This is a genomic window from Lacibacter sediminis (assembly GCF_014168535.1).
Lineage (GTDB): Bacteria > Bacteroidota > Bacteroidia > Chitinophagales > Chitinophagaceae > Lacibacter > Lacibacter sediminis.
The window spans coordinates 1,312,733-1,330,421 of the sequence record NZ_CP060007.1; the positions used below are offsets into that span (position 1 = coordinate 1,312,733).

Annotated in this window: 9 protein-coding genes; 7 read left to right on the top strand and 2 right to left on the bottom strand. The window is 40.4% G+C overall.

Annotated features, from left to right (window positions below):
- Window positions 1-11: 11 nt before the first annotated feature.
- The 6 genes from H4075_RS05785 to H4075_RS05810 all read left to right on the top strand — a co-directional run bounded on the left by H4075_RS05785 (window position 12) and on the right by H4075_RS05810 (window position 12,954).
- Window positions 12-1,298, top strand: coding sequence for a bile acid:sodium symporter family protein (locus tag H4075_RS05785; RefSeq protein ID WP_182805000.1), 1,287 nt, complete (start codon window positions 12-14; stop codon window positions 1,296-1,298).
- 12 nt (window positions 1,299-1,310) lie between these two features.
- The gene (locus H4075_RS05790) at window positions 1,311-2,522 is read left to right on the top strand and encodes a glycoside hydrolase family 88/105 protein (RefSeq protein ID WP_182805002.1); all 1,212 of its coding nucleotides are present in this window, start codon (window positions 1,311-1,313) and stop codon (window positions 2,520-2,522) included.
- Window positions 2,523-2,529: 7 nt separating this feature from the next.
- Window positions 2,530-5,862, top strand: a complete 3,333-nt coding sequence (locus tag H4075_RS05795) for a glycoside hydrolase family 2 TIM barrel-domain containing protein (RefSeq protein ID WP_182805004.1) — start codon at window positions 2,530-2,532, stop codon at window positions 5,860-5,862.
- On the top strand, window positions 5,837-7,003 hold the full coding sequence (locus H4075_RS05800; RefSeq protein WP_255460362.1) for a glycoside hydrolase family protein: 1,167 nt from the start codon (window positions 5,837-5,839) through the stop codon (window positions 7,001-7,003). Before H4075_RS05795 ends, H4075_RS05800 begins: the two co-directional genes overlap by 26 nt.
- 369 nt (window positions 7,004-7,372) lie before the next feature.
- Window positions 7,373-10,657 carry a glycosyl hydrolase gene (locus H4075_RS05805; protein WP_255460363.1) on the top strand — a complete coding sequence of 1,095 codons (3,285 nt, stop codon included), beginning with the start codon at window positions 7,373-7,375 and terminating at the stop codon, window positions 10,655-10,657.
- Window positions 10,657-12,954: a DUF5703 domain-containing protein gene (locus tag H4075_RS05810; RefSeq protein WP_182805008.1), complete on the top strand. Its 2,298-nt coding sequence runs from the start codon at window positions 10,657-10,659 to the stop codon at window positions 12,952-12,954. Before H4075_RS05805 ends, H4075_RS05810 begins: the two co-directional genes overlap by 1 nt.
- Before the next feature lie 121 nt (window positions 12,955-13,075).
- Here the strand turns inward: H4075_RS05810 and H4075_RS05815 are convergent, their stop codons facing one another.
- Complete coding sequence (locus H4075_RS05815; protein WP_182805010.1) at window positions 13,076-14,509, bottom strand: sialate O-acetylesterase; 1,434 nt, start codon at window positions 14,507-14,509, stop codon at window positions 13,076-13,078.
- A 142-nt stretch (window positions 14,510-14,651) separates the two neighbouring features.
- Here H4075_RS05815 and H4075_RS05820 point away from each other — a divergent pair, with 142 nt between their 5' ends.
- Window positions 14,652-15,587, top strand: a complete 936-nt coding sequence (locus tag H4075_RS05820; RefSeq protein WP_182805012.1) for an AraC family transcriptional regulator — start codon at window positions 14,652-14,654, stop codon at window positions 15,585-15,587.
- A gap of 8 nt (window positions 15,588-15,595) precedes the next feature.
- On the opposite strand, the gene recN is transcribed toward H4075_RS05820, so the two are convergent.
- Window positions 15,596-17,242: a DNA repair protein RecN gene (recN, locus tag H4075_RS05825; protein WP_255460364.1), complete on the bottom strand. Its 1,647-nt coding sequence runs from the start codon at window positions 17,240-17,242 to the stop codon at window positions 15,596-15,598.
- Between the last annotated feature and the right edge of the window lie 447 nt (window positions 17,243-17,689).

A 17,689-nucleotide genomic window follows, 5' to 3' on the forward strand; every position in this document is an offset into this window, starting at 1 on the left:
GATTGTTTGTCATGAAGAAACCGAATAAACTTTTTTTGATTCTTAGCGCTGTTGCTGCAGTAGTACTGCTGGCAGGGATTGTGATGCAGAATGCTTCGTTATACAAACCCTTTGCCATTGCGACGGCTGTTTGTTTTGCAATTGGGTTGGGTTCGGTACCATCGCTAAAAGGTTATCAGTATACCGCATGGATCATTGCAGCAGTTGTTGCAGGAATGGTTTTTCCGGAAGCATTTAAAAATTGGGGCGGCGTTAATCTGCGTGATAAAACATTGATCCTTGTCATTATTCAACTGGTGATGTTTGGCATGGGCACACATATGAGTCTGAAAGATTTCAGCGGACTTGCATCAACAGGTAAAGGCGTATTGGTTGGTTTGTTTTGTCATTTCTCCATTATGCCATTGATGGGTTTATTACTTACAAAAGTATTTCAGTTTGAACCGGAGATAGCTGCAGGTATCATTCTCATTGGGAGTTGTAGCAGTGGTTTGGCAAGTAATGTAATGGTGTATTTAGCAAAAGCAAATTTGGTATTGAGTGTAATTGTAACAGCGATGGCTACATTGGTTGCTCCGTTGCTTACACCTTTATTAATGAAAACATTGGCAGGTACATTGATCGAAATAAAATTTATTGACATGATGATGGAGATCATCAAGATTGTGTTGGTGCCGATTGGTGCAGCATTGTTGCATGATTTTTTGAAACGGGCATCAGCAACGCAAAAGAAAAAAGTAAACATTATTGCAATCATTGCTGCAATATGGATCGCTGTGATCGTTTTGTTTTTGCAAAAAGTTATTACTGATCATGGGTTGATGCAAAGCATGAATCTCTCGGGCTTCTTTGCAGGAGCGATCATTGCCGGTTTAGTTTATCACTGGCTATCGCTGAAGTTTCCAAAGCTTGACAGTATGATGCCGTTGATCTCGATGTTTGGTATTATTTATTTTACAACAGTAACAACAGCGGCAGGCAGAGAGAACCTGATGAAAGTGGGAGTGCTGTTATTCATTGCATCGGTAATACATAATGCAGCAGGTTATTTCTTTGGTTACTGGCTCAGCCGTTTGTTTGGGATGGATAAAAATTCAAGTCGCACCATTGCGTTTGAAGTGGGATTGCAGAATGGTGGCATGGCGAGTGGCATTGCCGGAAGTATGGGTAAATTGGGAACGGTTGGTTTAGCTGCAGCCGTGTTTAGTCCGTGGATGAACATCAGTGGAAGTTTATTGGCGAATTATTGGAGAAGAAGACCTGTTGAGGAACCACAAAAACAAGAAGACAAAAATTAAAATCAAGCGATAATGAAAAAGATACTTGCTTTAATGCTGCTGGTTATTGCATTCAATGCAAATGCGCAGATTGAATATGCCAAACAAATGGCAGCAACAATCATGAAGCAATACAAAGATTCAATGGTAGTGAAAAAATATGCAAGCCACCTGGAGCAGGATAAATTACCGGAAGGTAATCGACCCGCCAACTGGAACTATGAAATTGGTGTAGTACTGATCGGCTTTGAACGTTTATGGAAGATGACCAACGATCAAACCTATATTGACTATACAAAACATATCGTTGATCATTTTATTACTGCCGATGGAAAGATACGCACCTATGTGATGGATGAATACAACAGTGATAATATTCCTCCCGGCAGACAGTTGTTGCGTTTGCATCAATTGTATAAAGACGATAAATATAAAATTGCTGCACAAACATTGCGTGACCAGATCAGTATTCAGCCACGTAACAAAGCCGGTGGTTTTTGGCATAAGTTGAAATATCCTTCGCAGATGTGGCTCGATGGTTTGTATATGATCGAACCATTCTACGCAGAGTATGCAGTTGTCAACAAACAATCGCAGGATTTCAATGATATCATCAACCAGTTTGTCTGGATGGAAAAATACAGTCGTGATTCAAAGACAGGTTTACTGTATCATGGTTGGGATGAAAGTAAACTGCAAGGCTGGGCGAATAAGCAAACCGGTGTATCGGCTGAATTCTGGAGCCGCAGCATGGGCTGGTATATGATGGCATTGGTAGATGTGCTTGATTTTATTCCAACAACTCATCCAAGAAGAAAAGAACTGATCACTATTTTAAATCGGCTATCATCTGCTATTGTAAAATTCCAGGATGCAAAGAGTGGCGTGTGGTGGCAGGTAACCGATAAAGCAAACAAGGAAAAGAATTATTTCGAATCATCCGGCACAGCCATGTTTGTGTTTGCTTTGGCAAAAGCTCTGCGATTGAATTATATACCTGCAACTTTCAATGCGCCGTTACAAAAAGCTTATAAAGGAATGATCAAAGAATTTGTAACAACAGATGCAAAAGGGCAGTATCATTTTATACAGGCGGTGGCCGGTGCAGGTTTGGGTGGCATCCCATATCGTGATGGTACCTATGAATATTACGTGAACGAACCGAGGAGAGATGATGATCTGAAAGCTATCGGGCCATTCTTACAAGCATGTATTGAAATGGAGTTGTTGAAAAAGAAAAAGTAAAATGAGTATGAAGAAGAATAGAACCACAAAGACACAGAGGCACAGAGGAACACGAAGAAAATTCTTTGTGCTTCTTAGTGTGCTCAGCGTCTTTGTGGTTCAAACAAAAGCACAGTTGGTTGATAAAACACCGGCTGCAGTTCCTGTAGAGCCATCGGTATACAACCGTGAACCGTATGAAGATCCTTATGTGAGCGGCATCAATCGTGATCAATCAAGAGTAACAGCTTATTCGTTTGCAACTGTTGCAGATGCTTTGACTGGCGACAGAAATAAAAGCGGACGCTATATTTCATTAAACGGTGATTGGGATTTTTCATTTGCGCTAAAACCCGGTGATGAACCCAAAGAATTTTACAAGAGCAAAGTAAGCGGGTGGAAAAAGATCAGCGTTCCTTCCAGTTGGGAAATGCAGGGATATGATAAACCCATTTACAAAAGTGCAGTGTATCCGTTCCGTCCTGTAAATCCTCCGCATGTACCGAAAGATTATAACGGAGTTGGTTGTTATCAAAAAACATTCACTGTTCCTGCTAACTGGAAAGGCATGAATATCACGCTGCATTTTGGCGGCGTAAGTTCTGCCTATAAATTATGGATCAACGGAAAGTTTGCCGGTTATGCAGAAGATAGTTTTCTGCCAAGTGAATTTAATATCACACCGTATTTACAGGATGGAGAGAATGTAATTTCTGTTTGGGTGATCCGTTGGAGTGATGGCAGTTTCCTCGAAGACCAGGATCAATGGCGCATGAGTGGTATTCATCGTGAAGTGTATTTGCAGGCAGAACCTTCGTTGCGGATAGCTGATTTCTTTTATCAAACAAAACTCGATAAAGAGTATAAAAATGCGTTGCTGAGCATTCGTCCGAGAATTGAGAATTTAACCGGTAAGGATATGCCGGGCTATGTGTTGAAGGCGCAAATATATGATGCAAACAATCAACCTGTATTGCAGCAATCACTTTCGAAAAAAACAGACGAGATCATTAATGAAATTCATCCACGTTTGGATCGGGTGAAATTTGGTCTGATGGAAACAACCATCAGCAATCCAAAAAAATGGAGTCCTGAAGAACCGAATTTATATAAGCTGGTGTTGACATTGGAAGACAGTACAGGTAAAGTGCTGGAAGTAAAAACATGCAAGCTTGGTTTTCGTTCTATTGAATTCAGAAAGGCTGATAGTAAATTACTCATCAATGGTAGGTTGACTTATCTGTATGGTGTCAATCGTCCCGATCATCATCCCACAAGAGGGAAGGCATTAACAAGAGAAGATATTCTGCAGGATATTAAGACCATCAAGCAATTCAATTTTAATTGCGTTCGTCTCAGTCATTATCCAAGCGATCCTTATCTGTTAGACTTGTGTGATGAGTTTGGTATCGTGGTGATTGATGAAGCAAATTTAGAAACGCATGGTTTGGGTGGAAAGCTGAGTCATGATGCAGCATGGGCCGGTGCTTATGTGGAGCGAATCAGTCGCATGGCTTTGCGTGATAAGAACCATCCCAGCATCATCATGTGGAGTTTGGGTAACGAAGCAGGTAGTGGCCCCAATCATGCTGCGATGGCCGCATGGATCAAAGATTTTGATATGACAAGACCATTGCATTACGAACCTGCAATGGGCAGTCCGAAAGAAGAAGGATATATCGATCCGAGTGATAGTCGTTATTTAAAAAGCAATGATCATTCACATCGTATTCAGAATCCTCTTGATCAATATTATGTAGATGTCATCAGCAGAATGTATCCATCTGATTACACAGCGCCGCTACTCGTCAATCAAAACAACGGCGATCATCGTCCTATTTTCTTTTGTGAGTATGCACATGCCATGGGCAACAGCGCAGGTAATTTAAAAGAGTTTTGGGATCAGTGGCGCAGCATACCACGAGTGATCGGTGGTGCCATCTGGGAATTTAAAGACCAGGGCTTGCTGAAAAAAGATTCAGCAGGTGTGGAGTTCTATGCATACGGTGGTGATTATGGTGAAGAGTATTTCGACAACTTCACCATCAAAGGCGTTGTAAATGCAGATGGAAAACCAAAGGGTGCGATGTATGAATGCAAGCGACTCTTTCAACCAATCCAGTGTGAATGGGCTGATTCAATAAAAGGCATCATTCGTATCATTAACAGAAGTGAAGTAAAGAATGTAAATGCATACACAGCTTATATTGTTGTGAAAGAAGATGGAAAGATCATTTCCAATCAACAGATCGGTGGTATTGATGTAGCGCCTGCAACAACAGTTGAATTTCCTGTTTCAAAATGGTTGCCGAAAACTAAGGCCGCTTCCGAATATCATGTGGAGTTGAAGTTTGTCTTGCAGAAATCGGAATCATGGGTGCCGGTTGGGTTTGAGGTAGCAAGTAATCAATTGGTATTAAAACCTGCTTCGGTTTTAGCAAGTCGTTTTACTCCGATTCCATATACAGAAACAGGCGAAGGATATACCATCAAACAATTTGACTATTCCATTTTCATCAGCAAGAAAACAGGCGCATTGGAGTCATACAAGCTGAAGGGAAAACAGCAAATTGCTGCACCTCTATTGCCGCATTTTACAAGACCACAAACTGATAATGACAAGCGTGGATTCAAGACTCACCGGGTATTGAAAGCGTGGTATGAGAATAAACCAGTGCTGAAGCATATTACTTTCACGCAAGACAAAGACAGAGTATTTGTTGCAAGTTTTTATTCAATTGCCAAGGATAGCGCTCATGCCCGAATCATCTATCAAATAAATAGAGAAGGTGTTGTTAGGATAAGCTATACTTTGAATGCTGCAATCAAGCCTGGCCTGCCGAATATTCCAAAGATTGGTATTCAGATGGGCATCAACAGAAGCTATGATCAAATCGAATGGTTCGGTCGTGGCCCGTTTGAAAATTATATTGATAAAAACTACGGAGCCGATGTTGGGATCTACAGTTTGCCCATCAATGATTTTATGGAGAACTATGTAGTGCCACAGGAAAACGGTAACCGCACCGATGTACGCTGGATGTATCTGCACAATCAACAATCAAAAGATGGGTTGTTAGTTGTAGCTGATAGTTTACTCAGCATGAGTGCATGGCCTTACACCGAAGAGAATATTCAGAATGCAAAGCATACCAACAAATTGAAAGATGCAGGCTTCATCACACTAAATATTGATCTCATTCAAATGGGAGTGGGTGGCAACGACAGTTGGAGCGAAGTGGCAGCGCCATTAGAACAATACCAGATTAAACCCAAAGCTTATTACGAATACAGTTTTTATTTAGTTCCGTTTAATTCAAAAAAGAAATCAGCAGGTGAAAGAGCAAAAGAAATTAAATAAGGAAGGCACAAGGAAACAAGGTGACAATGCACAAGGAAAAACAAACTTCTTCTTTGCGCTTTTTATAATCCGAAGCTTTAGCGTAGGATTACTTAGTGTCTTTGTGGCAAATGCACAAGTGCCGCAGGAAGTAATGCAGAAAGTATATGAAGAACTGAAAACTCCATTTAAATACGGTCTCGTTGTTACACCTGATAACGATACAAAGAAAATTGATTGCCCGTCTGTGTTTCGAAAAGGCAAGTATTGGTACATGACTTATATCCAGTTCGATGGTCGTGGTTATGAAACATGGATCGCAAAAAGCAAAGACTTATTAGAATGGAAAACATTGGGTAAGATCATGAGTTTTTCTGATACGACTGATTGGGATAATAATCAGAAAGCTGGTTATATCGCTTTGCAGAATACAAAATGGGCAGGTAATTACAAACTGGAGAAATTTCAGAACAAATACTGGATGAGTTATATCGGCGGAAAGGACAGAGGTTATGAATCAGGACCGTTGGCCATTGGTATCGCCAACACAACAAAGGATCCTACCAAACCGCATGAATGGAATAGGTCGCCGCAACCTGTTCTGGGTTCAACTGATAAAGATGTGCGTTGGTGGGAAAACCGCAAGCTATATAAGAGCACCATCATCCGTGATAAAAACAAAACACTCGGCAGCGAATTCATCATGTACTACAATGCCAATGGCGACAGCAGCGGCAACAAACCCAAATGGCGTTGGTTCGAGCGTATTGGTATGGCGGTGAGTGATGATATGGTCAACTGGAAACGTTACAATGCCGATCCGGTGATGGAACATGGTGTTGGTATTACCGGCGATGCAGTCATTCAAAAGATCAATGATGTGTGGGTGATGTTTTACTTTGGTGCATTCTGGGAGAGCAGGCCAAAAGAAACCTTCAACCGATTTGCCTGCAGTTACGATTTAGTGAACTGGACGGATTGGAAAGGAGATGATCTCATTAAGTCATCAGAACCTTATGATGCCAAATATGCGCACAAGAGTTTTGTGGTGAAATGGAAGGGAGTCGTTTATCATTTCTATTGCGCCGTTGATAACAAAGATCATCGTGGAATTGCGGTGGCCACTTCGATTGACAAAGGAAAGAGTAAATTGCAGTTTTAAATAGGCAATATGTTTTACTTTTTCAAATTGGAAATGGCATTAAAAGACGAGAATGATTCAAAAATTTATGCGTTCATAAATGTATCTCATATTCCAACAGAGAAATTGGTTGAAATCTTTAAGATTGACTTGGCTAAAGACCCGAAGATATTAGATGGATATTTTTTAAAGTCATCGTATTATAAGAAGCATAAAAAGTATATCGAAAAGGAAATAGGTCAGATAAATTTAAATTTGTTTGAATATTGCTTACGACAGTATTGTTCTGACAATAAAAAATCAATAAGAAAGCTTTATAAATTAAAAACGATGGAATAATTATCCATTTGATGTTTGCGAATGCGCTGTATAAATAAATATTTTTTGATCTTGGGCTTGATTGCTTTCGTTGCTGTCGATGTAGCGGCGCAATCAAAAAATCAGTTGAATACAATTGAACAGAATTTTCTCAATCCACCACAATCAGCCAAGCCCTGGGTATTCTGGTACTGGATGCATGCTGCGGTTTCTAAAGAAGGCATCACTGCCGATCTTGAAGCAATGAAAGAAGTGGGCATTGGTGGTGCTTATCTCATGCCAATCAAGGATACCGTTTCAAAAATTCCATTTCAGGCAACAGCAAGACAATTGTCTCCCGAATGGTGGAAGCTTGTAACGTTTGCCATGCAGGAAGCTAAACGTTTGGATCTACAGTTAGGCATGCATGTGAGTGATGGCTTTGCGTTGGCAGGTGGCCCGTGGATCACCCCTGAGATGAGTATGCAAAAACTGGTTTGGACGAAAACCTATGTTGCAGCAGGTTCAAATGAAAAGATCAATTTATCACAACCTGAAGGCAAGGAAAATTATTATAAAGACATTGCAGTGTATGCTTACCCAGCTGTAAGCAATGCTGCATTTTCCGAAGTAGTATTAGTGCCATCTGTTATTACAAGCAATGGCACAAGAGCATCTTTTCTTTCATTTGAAAGCAGCGGTAATCAAAGTTTTAAAAGCGACAGCAGTTGCTGGATACAGTATAAATATCCAAAACCGTTTACCTGTCGTTCGGTGCGCATTAAAACAGGCGGCAATTCTTACCAGGCACATCGTTTATCCGTTTACGTAAGTGATGATGGCGATGAGTTTAAAAAAGTGCACCAACTGCAGGCGCCACGTCATGGCTGGCAGGATGCTGATGAAGATGTAACACATACTATTCCTGAAACAACAGCTCAATATTTCCGATTTGTATATGAAAAGCAGGGAAGCGAACCTGGTTCAGAAGATCTTGATGCGGCTAAATGGAAACCATCGTTGAAAGTGATGGGAATTTATTTGAGTGATGAACCGGTGATAAATCAATATGAATCGAAGAATGGTTCTGTATGGCGTGTTAGTTCTGCAACAACAAAAGAGGAAGTGCCTGTTGGTTCCGCTGTTCAACTGAAGAACATCGTCAACTTAACAGGCAAGATGGATGCAGATGGTAATCTTAACTGGAAAGCACCTGCGGGTAATTGGGTGATCGTTCGTATTGGTCATACATCAACCGGTCATACAAATTATACAGGAGGTGCAGGTTTAGGTTTGGAAGTTGATAAATTCAATGCAAAAGCAGTGAAGCTGCAATTCGATAACTGGTTTGGAAAAGCATTTGCACAAGATCCTGCGCTGGCGAAACAAGTATTGAAAGTGTTTCATGTGGATAGTTGGGAGTGTGGCAGTCAGAACTGGGGAGCAAACTTTGCTACAGAGTTTAAGAAACGAAGAGGATACGATCTGACGCCTTACTTATTAGTGATGGCAGGCATACCAATAGTAAGCGCAGATAAGTCAGAAAAAGTATTGCATGATGTACGTACCACGATTGCTGAGTTGGTGAATGATGTGTTTTACTCCACGTTGAAAAAAGAAGCGCATGCATTGGGTTGCAGTGTAAGTGCAGAAGCGATTGCACCAACGATGGTGAGTGATGGTTTGATGCATTATAAACACAGTGATCTGCCGATGGGTGAATTTTGGTTAAACAGTCCTACACACGATAAACCAAATGATATGCGTGATGCCATAAGCGGTGCACATATCTACGGTAAGAAAATTATCCAGTCCGAATCGTTTACAACTGTGCGGATGGATTGGACCGAACATCCCGGCAGTTTAAAAGTAGTGGGCGACCGCAATTTTGCATTAGGCATTAATAAAATGGTGATGCATGTATTTGCACATAATCCATTTCTTGATCGCAAACCCGGAGTAACACTTGATGGTGTGGGTTTGTATTATCAACGTGATCAGACATGGTTCAAACAAAGCAAAGCATGGATCGAATACATTACAAGATGCCAATCGCTTTTGCAAATGGGCGATCCTGTTGTGGATGTGGCTGTGTTTACGGGAGAAGAAGTGCCGAGACGATCGATCTTACCTGATCGTTTGGTTAGCACATTACCCGGCATTTTCGGAAAAGAAAAAGTTGAAGCAGAGAAAAGAAGATTGGAGAATAAAGGTCAACCGTTAAGACAAATACCAGATGGTGTCAATCATTCAGCAAACATGGCCGATCCGGAAGATTGGATCGATCCTTTGAATGGATATACCTACGATTCATTTAATCCTGATGCATTGATGATGATGCAGGTGAAGAATGGAAGAGTAGTTCTACCGGGTGGAGCAAGCTATGGCGTGTTGGTGATACCGGGAAAAATGTTGATGAATCCAAACCCGACAATGAGTGCTGCTGTACAAAAGAAATTACAACAACTTGCTAAAGCCGGTGCAAAGATGGTGATCGATCAGCAATGGATAAAGTTGTTTGGCAATAAAAAGAATATTGTTGCTGCGCCGTATATGGACAGTACGTTTGAGAAATTGGGGGTGAAGAGAGATGTGGAAATATTGAAAGGACGTAATTCAATTGCGTGGACGCATCGGAGAACTGCGGAAGATGATATCTATTTTTTTTCGAACCAGACTTCTAAAGAAGTTATAGTTGAAACAGCAGTTAATCAAATGAATAAACAACCTTATCTATTTGATCCAAAACATGGAGCCTCATTCGAATTCCGATATGGTGAAATGAAAAATGACAGAACAAAATTGTTGCTGAAGTTGCCTCCGCATGGATCGACTTTTATTGTTTTTCAGAAAACAGATAAAAGAGTTTTGCTAAATAATGCGTTGCCCTGTGGAGTTTATCAATCAGACACATTGAAGACCGGGTGGCAAATTCAATTTGATAAAAAATACGTTGGCCTGGAAGCAAAAGTCAAAATCGATTCTTTAAAAAGCTGGACCAGTTTTGCAGATACATCGATAAAATATTATTCAGGGACTGCCATCTATTCTAATACATTTCAATGGGACAGAAATCAGGAGAATAGTTATGTAAATCTCCTAATCGATTCATTGTACAATTTGGCAACTGTAAAAGTAAATGGTATTGATTGTGGTACTATCTGGACATATCCCTATTCGGTTCAAATTTCAAAAGCACTTAAACAAGGAACAAATACAATTGAAATTGAAGTTACGAATACATGGCATAACCGTTTGATTGCCGATGATCTTGTCTCGCCTGAAAAACGAGTAACGTGGACGACAGCTCCGTTTCGTTTAAAAGGGAAACCTTTGCAACCGGCAGGAATTGTTGGCAACATTCAATTACAATATTGATGCGAAATTTTATTTTCTTCCTCTCTTTTTTAACTGTGGTTTCGCTCAAAGCCCAGCAACGGAACTATAATGTTGTTTGGACTTCGCAAAGCAATAATGCATCCGAATCAATGCCTTGCGGTGGCGGCGATATCGGCATGAATGTGTGGGTAGAGAAAGGCGAGTTATTTATCTATGTTGCACGTAGCGGCAACTTCGATGAGAACAATGCGTTGATGAAGAGCGGAAGAATCCGGGTGAAACTATTTCCGAATCCGTTAACCGGTAAAAACTTTAAACAACAGCTTCATCTCGATAAAGGTTATGTAAGTATTGAGGCACGAGATAATGGTGTTACCACAACTATAAAAATATGGGCCGATGTTTTTAAGCCTGTAGCTCATATTGATATCAGCAGTAAACAAATCATCATTGTTGAAGCTTCGTACGAAAGCTGGCGTTATCGTGATCGTGTAATAACTACACGTGAAAATTGGGGTAACTCATGGAAATGGGGAGCACCTAAAAATAATGTATACAAAAAAGATGCGATCGTCTTTGACCGCAACAATGTTTTGTTTTTTCATCACAACAGTAGTGAAACTATTTTTGATGCGGTGGTGAAGCAGCAGGGAATGGAATCGGTGAAAGAGCAGTTGTATAATCCAATCAAAAAACTGGCATTTGGTGGTTCGCTCAGCGGAAAGAATTTTATTCCTGTTGGAACTGATACAGGTTCGTATGCCCAAACAGATTTCAAAGCATGGACATTAAAAAGTAAATCGGCCGCAAAGTATCATGCATTACAACTTGTTTTACACAATGCACAGGTCGCCAACATTGATACATGGAAGCAAACACTTGATTCGCTGCAGCAAAATGTAAAAGCAGATAAAACTGCTTTTCAAAAATCGCAGCAATGGTGGAAACAATTCTGGAGCAGAAGTTTTATTGATGTTGATCCGGCAAAAAAAGAGCAACGTTCGTGGGAAGTTGGCCGCAACTATCAACTCTTTCGTTACATGCTGGCATGCAATGCAAAAGGAACGTGGCCCACAAAATTTAACGGGGGATTGTTAACAGTTGACCCCATCTATACCGATACCATCAACAAAGGATTGACGCCTGATTACCGCAACTGGGGAGGTGGCTTGCATACTGCACAAAATCAACGCCTGGTTTATTTTTCCATGATCAAGAGTGGTGATTGGGATCTGCTGCAACCGCAACTTGATTTTTATTTACGTCTTCAAAAAAATGCTGAGTTAAGAAGTAAAGTGTATTGGAATCATGCAGGTGCTTGTTTTACTGAACAGATGGAAAATTTTGGTCTTCCCAACTTTGCTGAGTATGGCACCAAGCGTCCTGATTATTTTGATAAAGGTGTAGAGTACAATGCATGGCTCGAATACGAATGGGATACAGTGTTTGAATTTTGCTTGATGATGTTACAGGAAGCTGAATACACAGGCAAAGATATGAGCGCTAAAATTACGTTCATCATCAGTTGTCTGCAATTCTTCGATGAGCATTATCAATGGCTCGCCAAACAAAGAGGAGCGAAGACATTAGATGGAAGCGGGAAATTGGTTCTATTCCCCGGTAGTGCTGCAGAAACATTTAAGATGACGAACAATTCGGTAACAACAGTTGCGGCATTGCAAACCATCATCAAACAATTGCTTTCGGCAAAAACTTCAAACCTAACTGCAGAGCAAAAACAATATGTTGAATCATTATTGAAACGTGTTCCCCCTCTCAGCTATCAACAATTCAACGGTTACACAACCATTGCTCCAGCGAAAACATGGGAGCGTATCAACAATACAGAATCACCACAGTTATACCCGGTGTTTCCTTGGGGAATATTTGGCGTTGGCAAACCCGGATTAGATACTGCTATCAACACCTGGAACTATGATACTTCCGTTATTAAATTTCGCAGTCATATTGGTTGGAAACAGGATAATATCTGGGCTGCACGATTAGGCTTGACCGAAGAAGCATGGCGATTAACTTCACTGAAACTGCAAAACAGCGAACGCCGTTTCCCTGCTTTCTGGGGACCAGGTTTCGACTGGGTGCCCGATCATAATTGGGGCGGCAGTGGTATGATTGGTTTGCAGGAAATGTTGTTGCAGACAGATGATCAACGCATTCTTTTGTTTCCCGCATGGCCGAAAGAAAAAGATGTACATTTTAAATTGCATGCACCAGCTAATACAACTGTTGAAGCAGAATTGAAGGATGGTAAATTGGTAAAGTTGATTGTATTGCCGGAAGAACGTAAGAAAGATGTAGAGGTTTTATTGAATTAGAATCTTTGAGTCCTCCGTGTATACTCTGCGTTCTTTGTGAAACAACTGGTAGCACAAAGAACACAAAGTTTTTCACAAAGAAAGTTTATCCTCTGCGTCTTCGTGCCTCCGTGGTTCAATCTCACCAATCATCACTTCTGAAACTCGACAGAGGAAACCCTTCTGTACTAAACAGATCACCCACACAAAAATCTTTAAACGCATAACGTACCGCAACCGGGTCTTTTACATCCGGTGCAGAAACAACAATCGTTCCTCCACTAATCAATGCTTTTGCCGGGCGGAAAATTTTATTGGCACCTGCAACTTCAAACAACGATAATGTTTTACCATACGCAGTTAAACCATTTGGTGCACCGCTGAATTTAATAGTCACTATATTGCCGCTAACGGTCATTGATTCAAACGCCGGACTTTCATAACCAAATCCTTTCAGTCCATAGGCTTTTGCCAATGCCATATAGGCTAATCGTTTGCTGCCTGTTGGCTTATCCATTGGGTGTATACTGAACTCTTCACCAATATCCATCAACACTGCCATGCCGCTGTTAGGAGTTTTTGCCAACGCCTTTCGTTGTGCATCACGTAAGTAAGCAGAATTATTATTTACCACATTCACTGCTGCATAGTTATTATAATTATAAGGAGCAATCTGGCAATAGTAAAAAGGAAAGTCGCCTTGTCCACTCTCGTCACGAATTTGTTTTACAAAAGCAGGAAATAACGTTTCGTATTGTTTTGGACGATCGTTGTTACTTTCTCCCTGGTACCAAAGACAACCTTTGATTGCATAACCAAGAAAAGGTTTCAGCATGCCGTTGTATAGAACTGTTGGCGTACGATTATTCAATCGGGCTGTATCAGTTGGCGATGGCACTTTTAATTCAGGAAATTGTTTCAATGTTTCTGCATCCATAAATGCTTCAACAGGTGAACCGCCATAGCTGATGTTGACCAAGCCAATGGGCACTTTTAGTTTTTCGTGCAGCATCTTTCCAAAATAGTAAGCCGTTGCACTGAAGTTGTTTACCGCTTCAGGTTCTGCCAATTTCCATGGCGAAGCTTTTGTTGTATCCTGTGCTGTACGCTGTACGGAACGTGGTACAGTATATAAACGTATCTGATCATTTGCTGAATTGAAAACAGCATCATTCGCTCCAAGAATAGGTTGATCTCGGAAACCCTTCATGGGCATTTCCATATTTGATTGTCCGCTGCAAAGCCATACTTCACCGATCAATACATTTTTCAACGTAACAGGAGTACCATCGCTGATGGTAATGATGTAAGGTCCGCCGGCTGCAGGCGTTTTCACTTTTAATTTCCATTTACCGTTTGCATCTGCTTTTGCAGAATATTTCGCTTTGTTCCAGGAAGTAGTCACTTGTATGTTACTTCCTGCGGTTGCCCATCCCCAGATGGCTGCATCGCTTTGCTGCTGCAACACCATGTTGTCACTAAAGAAATAGGGAAGTTTAATAGCGGCGCCAACGAATGATTGCTGAAGTAGCAGCACTGCAAAAATGAGGGCAAAACGCAAGAGATTCTTTATCATGGCAAATAATAAATTAGTCTAACGAATGTACAGTTTTCAGTTCTTTGCCCATCATGTACTTACATGATTACAGTTAGCTTTATAAACGGTTGATGCGGGAAATTTCTTTTTAGTAATTTTCAGCTTAGATTTACGATTGCACATGAAGGAGATCAAGGAAAATAAGGAAGGTTCGTATAAGAATATCTGGTATGGTCTTGGCCGCCAGAGGATTGAAATACCCAAAACCATTTTAAAGTCGAGGGTGATGGGTAATTCCTTGCTCAAACATTTACATGTTTGCTCCATTGGCTATTATCCAAAAGCAAAAGATCATTACACCTATAGGAAAAAGGGGTTGCCTGAAAACTTCCTTTTTTATTGCGTAGATGGACATGGCTTTTTCCAGATCGGGAAACAGCGACATGAAGTGGGGCCAAATGAATTTTTTATTCTTCCGCAGAATGTTGAGCATTCGTATGGAAGCAGCGCAGATCATCCATGGACCATTTACTGGATCCATTTTGGAGGAGATTCATTGCCGCAGTTTAACGAAGTACAAGAAGTGCAGAAACATTTCAAACCGGTGTATGTAAAAAACAATGGCGATATTCTTCCCATCTTCACCAAAATTTATAAAACACTTGAGTTAGGTTACAGTATCGATAACCTGTTGTTTGCAAATATGTGCTTATCACATTTTCTAACCTTGTTTGTTTACAATTCAAGACACTATGCAGGTACAAATACCGATAAGATCGATTGTGTAGACAGTGCCATCCTCTTCATGCAGGAGCATATCAACAATAATATTTCGCTCAACGATCTGAGTAAGCAGTACAATTACTCAGTATCGAGATTCTCAAACCTGTTCAAACAAAAAACCGGGTATGCGCCAATCGATTATTTTTTGCAGATGAAAATGCAGAAGGCTTGTCAGCAATTGGATTTCAGTGATCGTTCCATCAAGGATATTGCCTTCAGTATGGGTTTTGATGATCCGTATTATTTCTCGAAGCGTTTTCGTACCATCATTGGAATGTCGCCAAAGAAATATCGTACAAGAAGAATTGATGAAGCGAAAGCAGATATGCAGTAAGGTATATTTTATCCCATCACCATTTCTTTTGCTGTAACCAACGATGAGTCAGTTGGTTTCTCGCCACTTAGCATTTTTGCAACGGTTTCAATCTGCTCTTCCTTATTCAGCAAACGGATCTTTGTTTTGATCACTGATTTTTCTTCCTGCTTATAAACAAAATAATGAGCAGTTGCCTTGGCAGCAATTTGCGGCAGATGTGTAATGGTGATCACTTGCTGACGATCAGCTAACTCTTTTAACAGGATGCCTACCTGTTTGGCTGCTTCACCACTAATACCTGTATCAATTTCATCAAACAACATGGTTGATAAAGAAATTTTCTCTGCAACCAGTGATTTAATACAAAGCATTAACCGGCTTAACTCACCTCCACTTGCCACTTTACTGATCGGTTCAAAGCGGTTACTCTTATTCGCATCAAACAAAAAGTTGATGCTGTCTGTTCCGTATTGATAAAGCGAAGTTGTTGTAAGTTCAACTTTCAGTCTTGCATTGGGCATACCCACACGACTGAGCAATTCATTAACCTGGCGTGTAAACGGTTCAATATATTTTTTGCGCTGCTCATGAATAACAGCAGCTTCTTTGTTTAACTGTTGCTGCTGTGCAGCAGCTTCTTTTTCTCTTATAGCAATACTGTTACCAAGATCAGCAACTGATTGTTGTTGCTGTTGCAATTGTTCAAGTAATGCCAAAAGTTCATTGGTAGAATGCAAGCCATGTTTTTTCTGAAGCTTATAGCCAAGTTCAAGACGCTCATTCAATTGCTGCATTCTCGCTTCATCAACACTAATACTGTTCTGCAAATGATCGAGTTCAGATGCAATATCGCTCAGCTCAATTTGTGCTGATTGCAAACGATCGCTGATAGCTGAAAGATCAGCATGCATATCCTTATACTGCTGCAAGCGTTGCAATACAATTTTCAACTGCTGCACAACCGGTGTTTCACCTTCTTTTAAAAACTGTACCGATTCTGAAAGAACGGTTGCAATATTTTCTGCATTACTCAAGAGCTTCAACTCCTGATCCGCATCTTCCAGTTCATTTTCTTTGAACGATGCCTGTTCTAATTCATCTAATAAAAATTGACGATAGTCCTGTTCTTTCTGTTGCTGCTGTTGCTGTTCTTTCAGCTGTTGCAATTCACGCTGCAGTTTTGCATAGCGTACATATTGTTGACGATATTGCTCCACACGTGTGGTATTGCTTGCCAACGCATCCAATACTTCACGTTGAAAATCTTCTTCACCCAGTTCCAATGTATCAAACTGAAGATGAAGATCAACAAGTGCAGAGGTTAATGCTTTTAGTTGAGTTAAATTAACCGGTGTATCGTTAATAAATGCTCTTGATTTTCCGTTTGGTGAAATTTCCCGGCGCAGAATCAGTTCATCTTCTTCATCAATTTCGTTTTGCTGCAACCAATCTTTGATATGTTGGTTCGATAGTCCGAAAAAAGCCTCCACCACGCATTTCTTATCAGCAGTTCGCAATGCACTGCTGTCGGCACGGTTTCCCAACACTAATCCCAATGCGCCTAAAAGAATGGATTTACCGGCACCTGTTTCACCTGTAATAATATTCAGTCCCTGTTGAAATTCAACAGTCAATTGATCAATTATAGCAAAATTTTGTATGGAGAGTTTCATCAGCATATACGGTTTCAAAACTAAATGAATTAATGCAAACAAGGATGACCTGTTTATAGCTACAAAAACAACCGGGAATTGGATAAAAAATCAAGATAAAAGCGACAGGAGAGATCATCGATTTGCTTCACTTTTCCGGAAAACGAACCGGAACGGGTTGTTTTGATTTGAAATCAAAAAAATGAACAACCGTTTGCGCAGAGTTTTCAACCGTTTGCGCAGAATTTGTACAGTTGGGAGGTTTGGAGAGACAGGATCACAACTCTAAATTTGGTAACAACAAAGAATTAATAAAAACATCATAAATATTTTTTCAGAAAACGTTTGTGATGCAGTAGAAAAGAAAAACGATTAACGACGATTGCTTTTTTTCAGACGAATTAATACTAGATCCATTTCCTGTAATTAACAGCTATCCTTAAACACCTTGTATAGTTTATTGGCAAC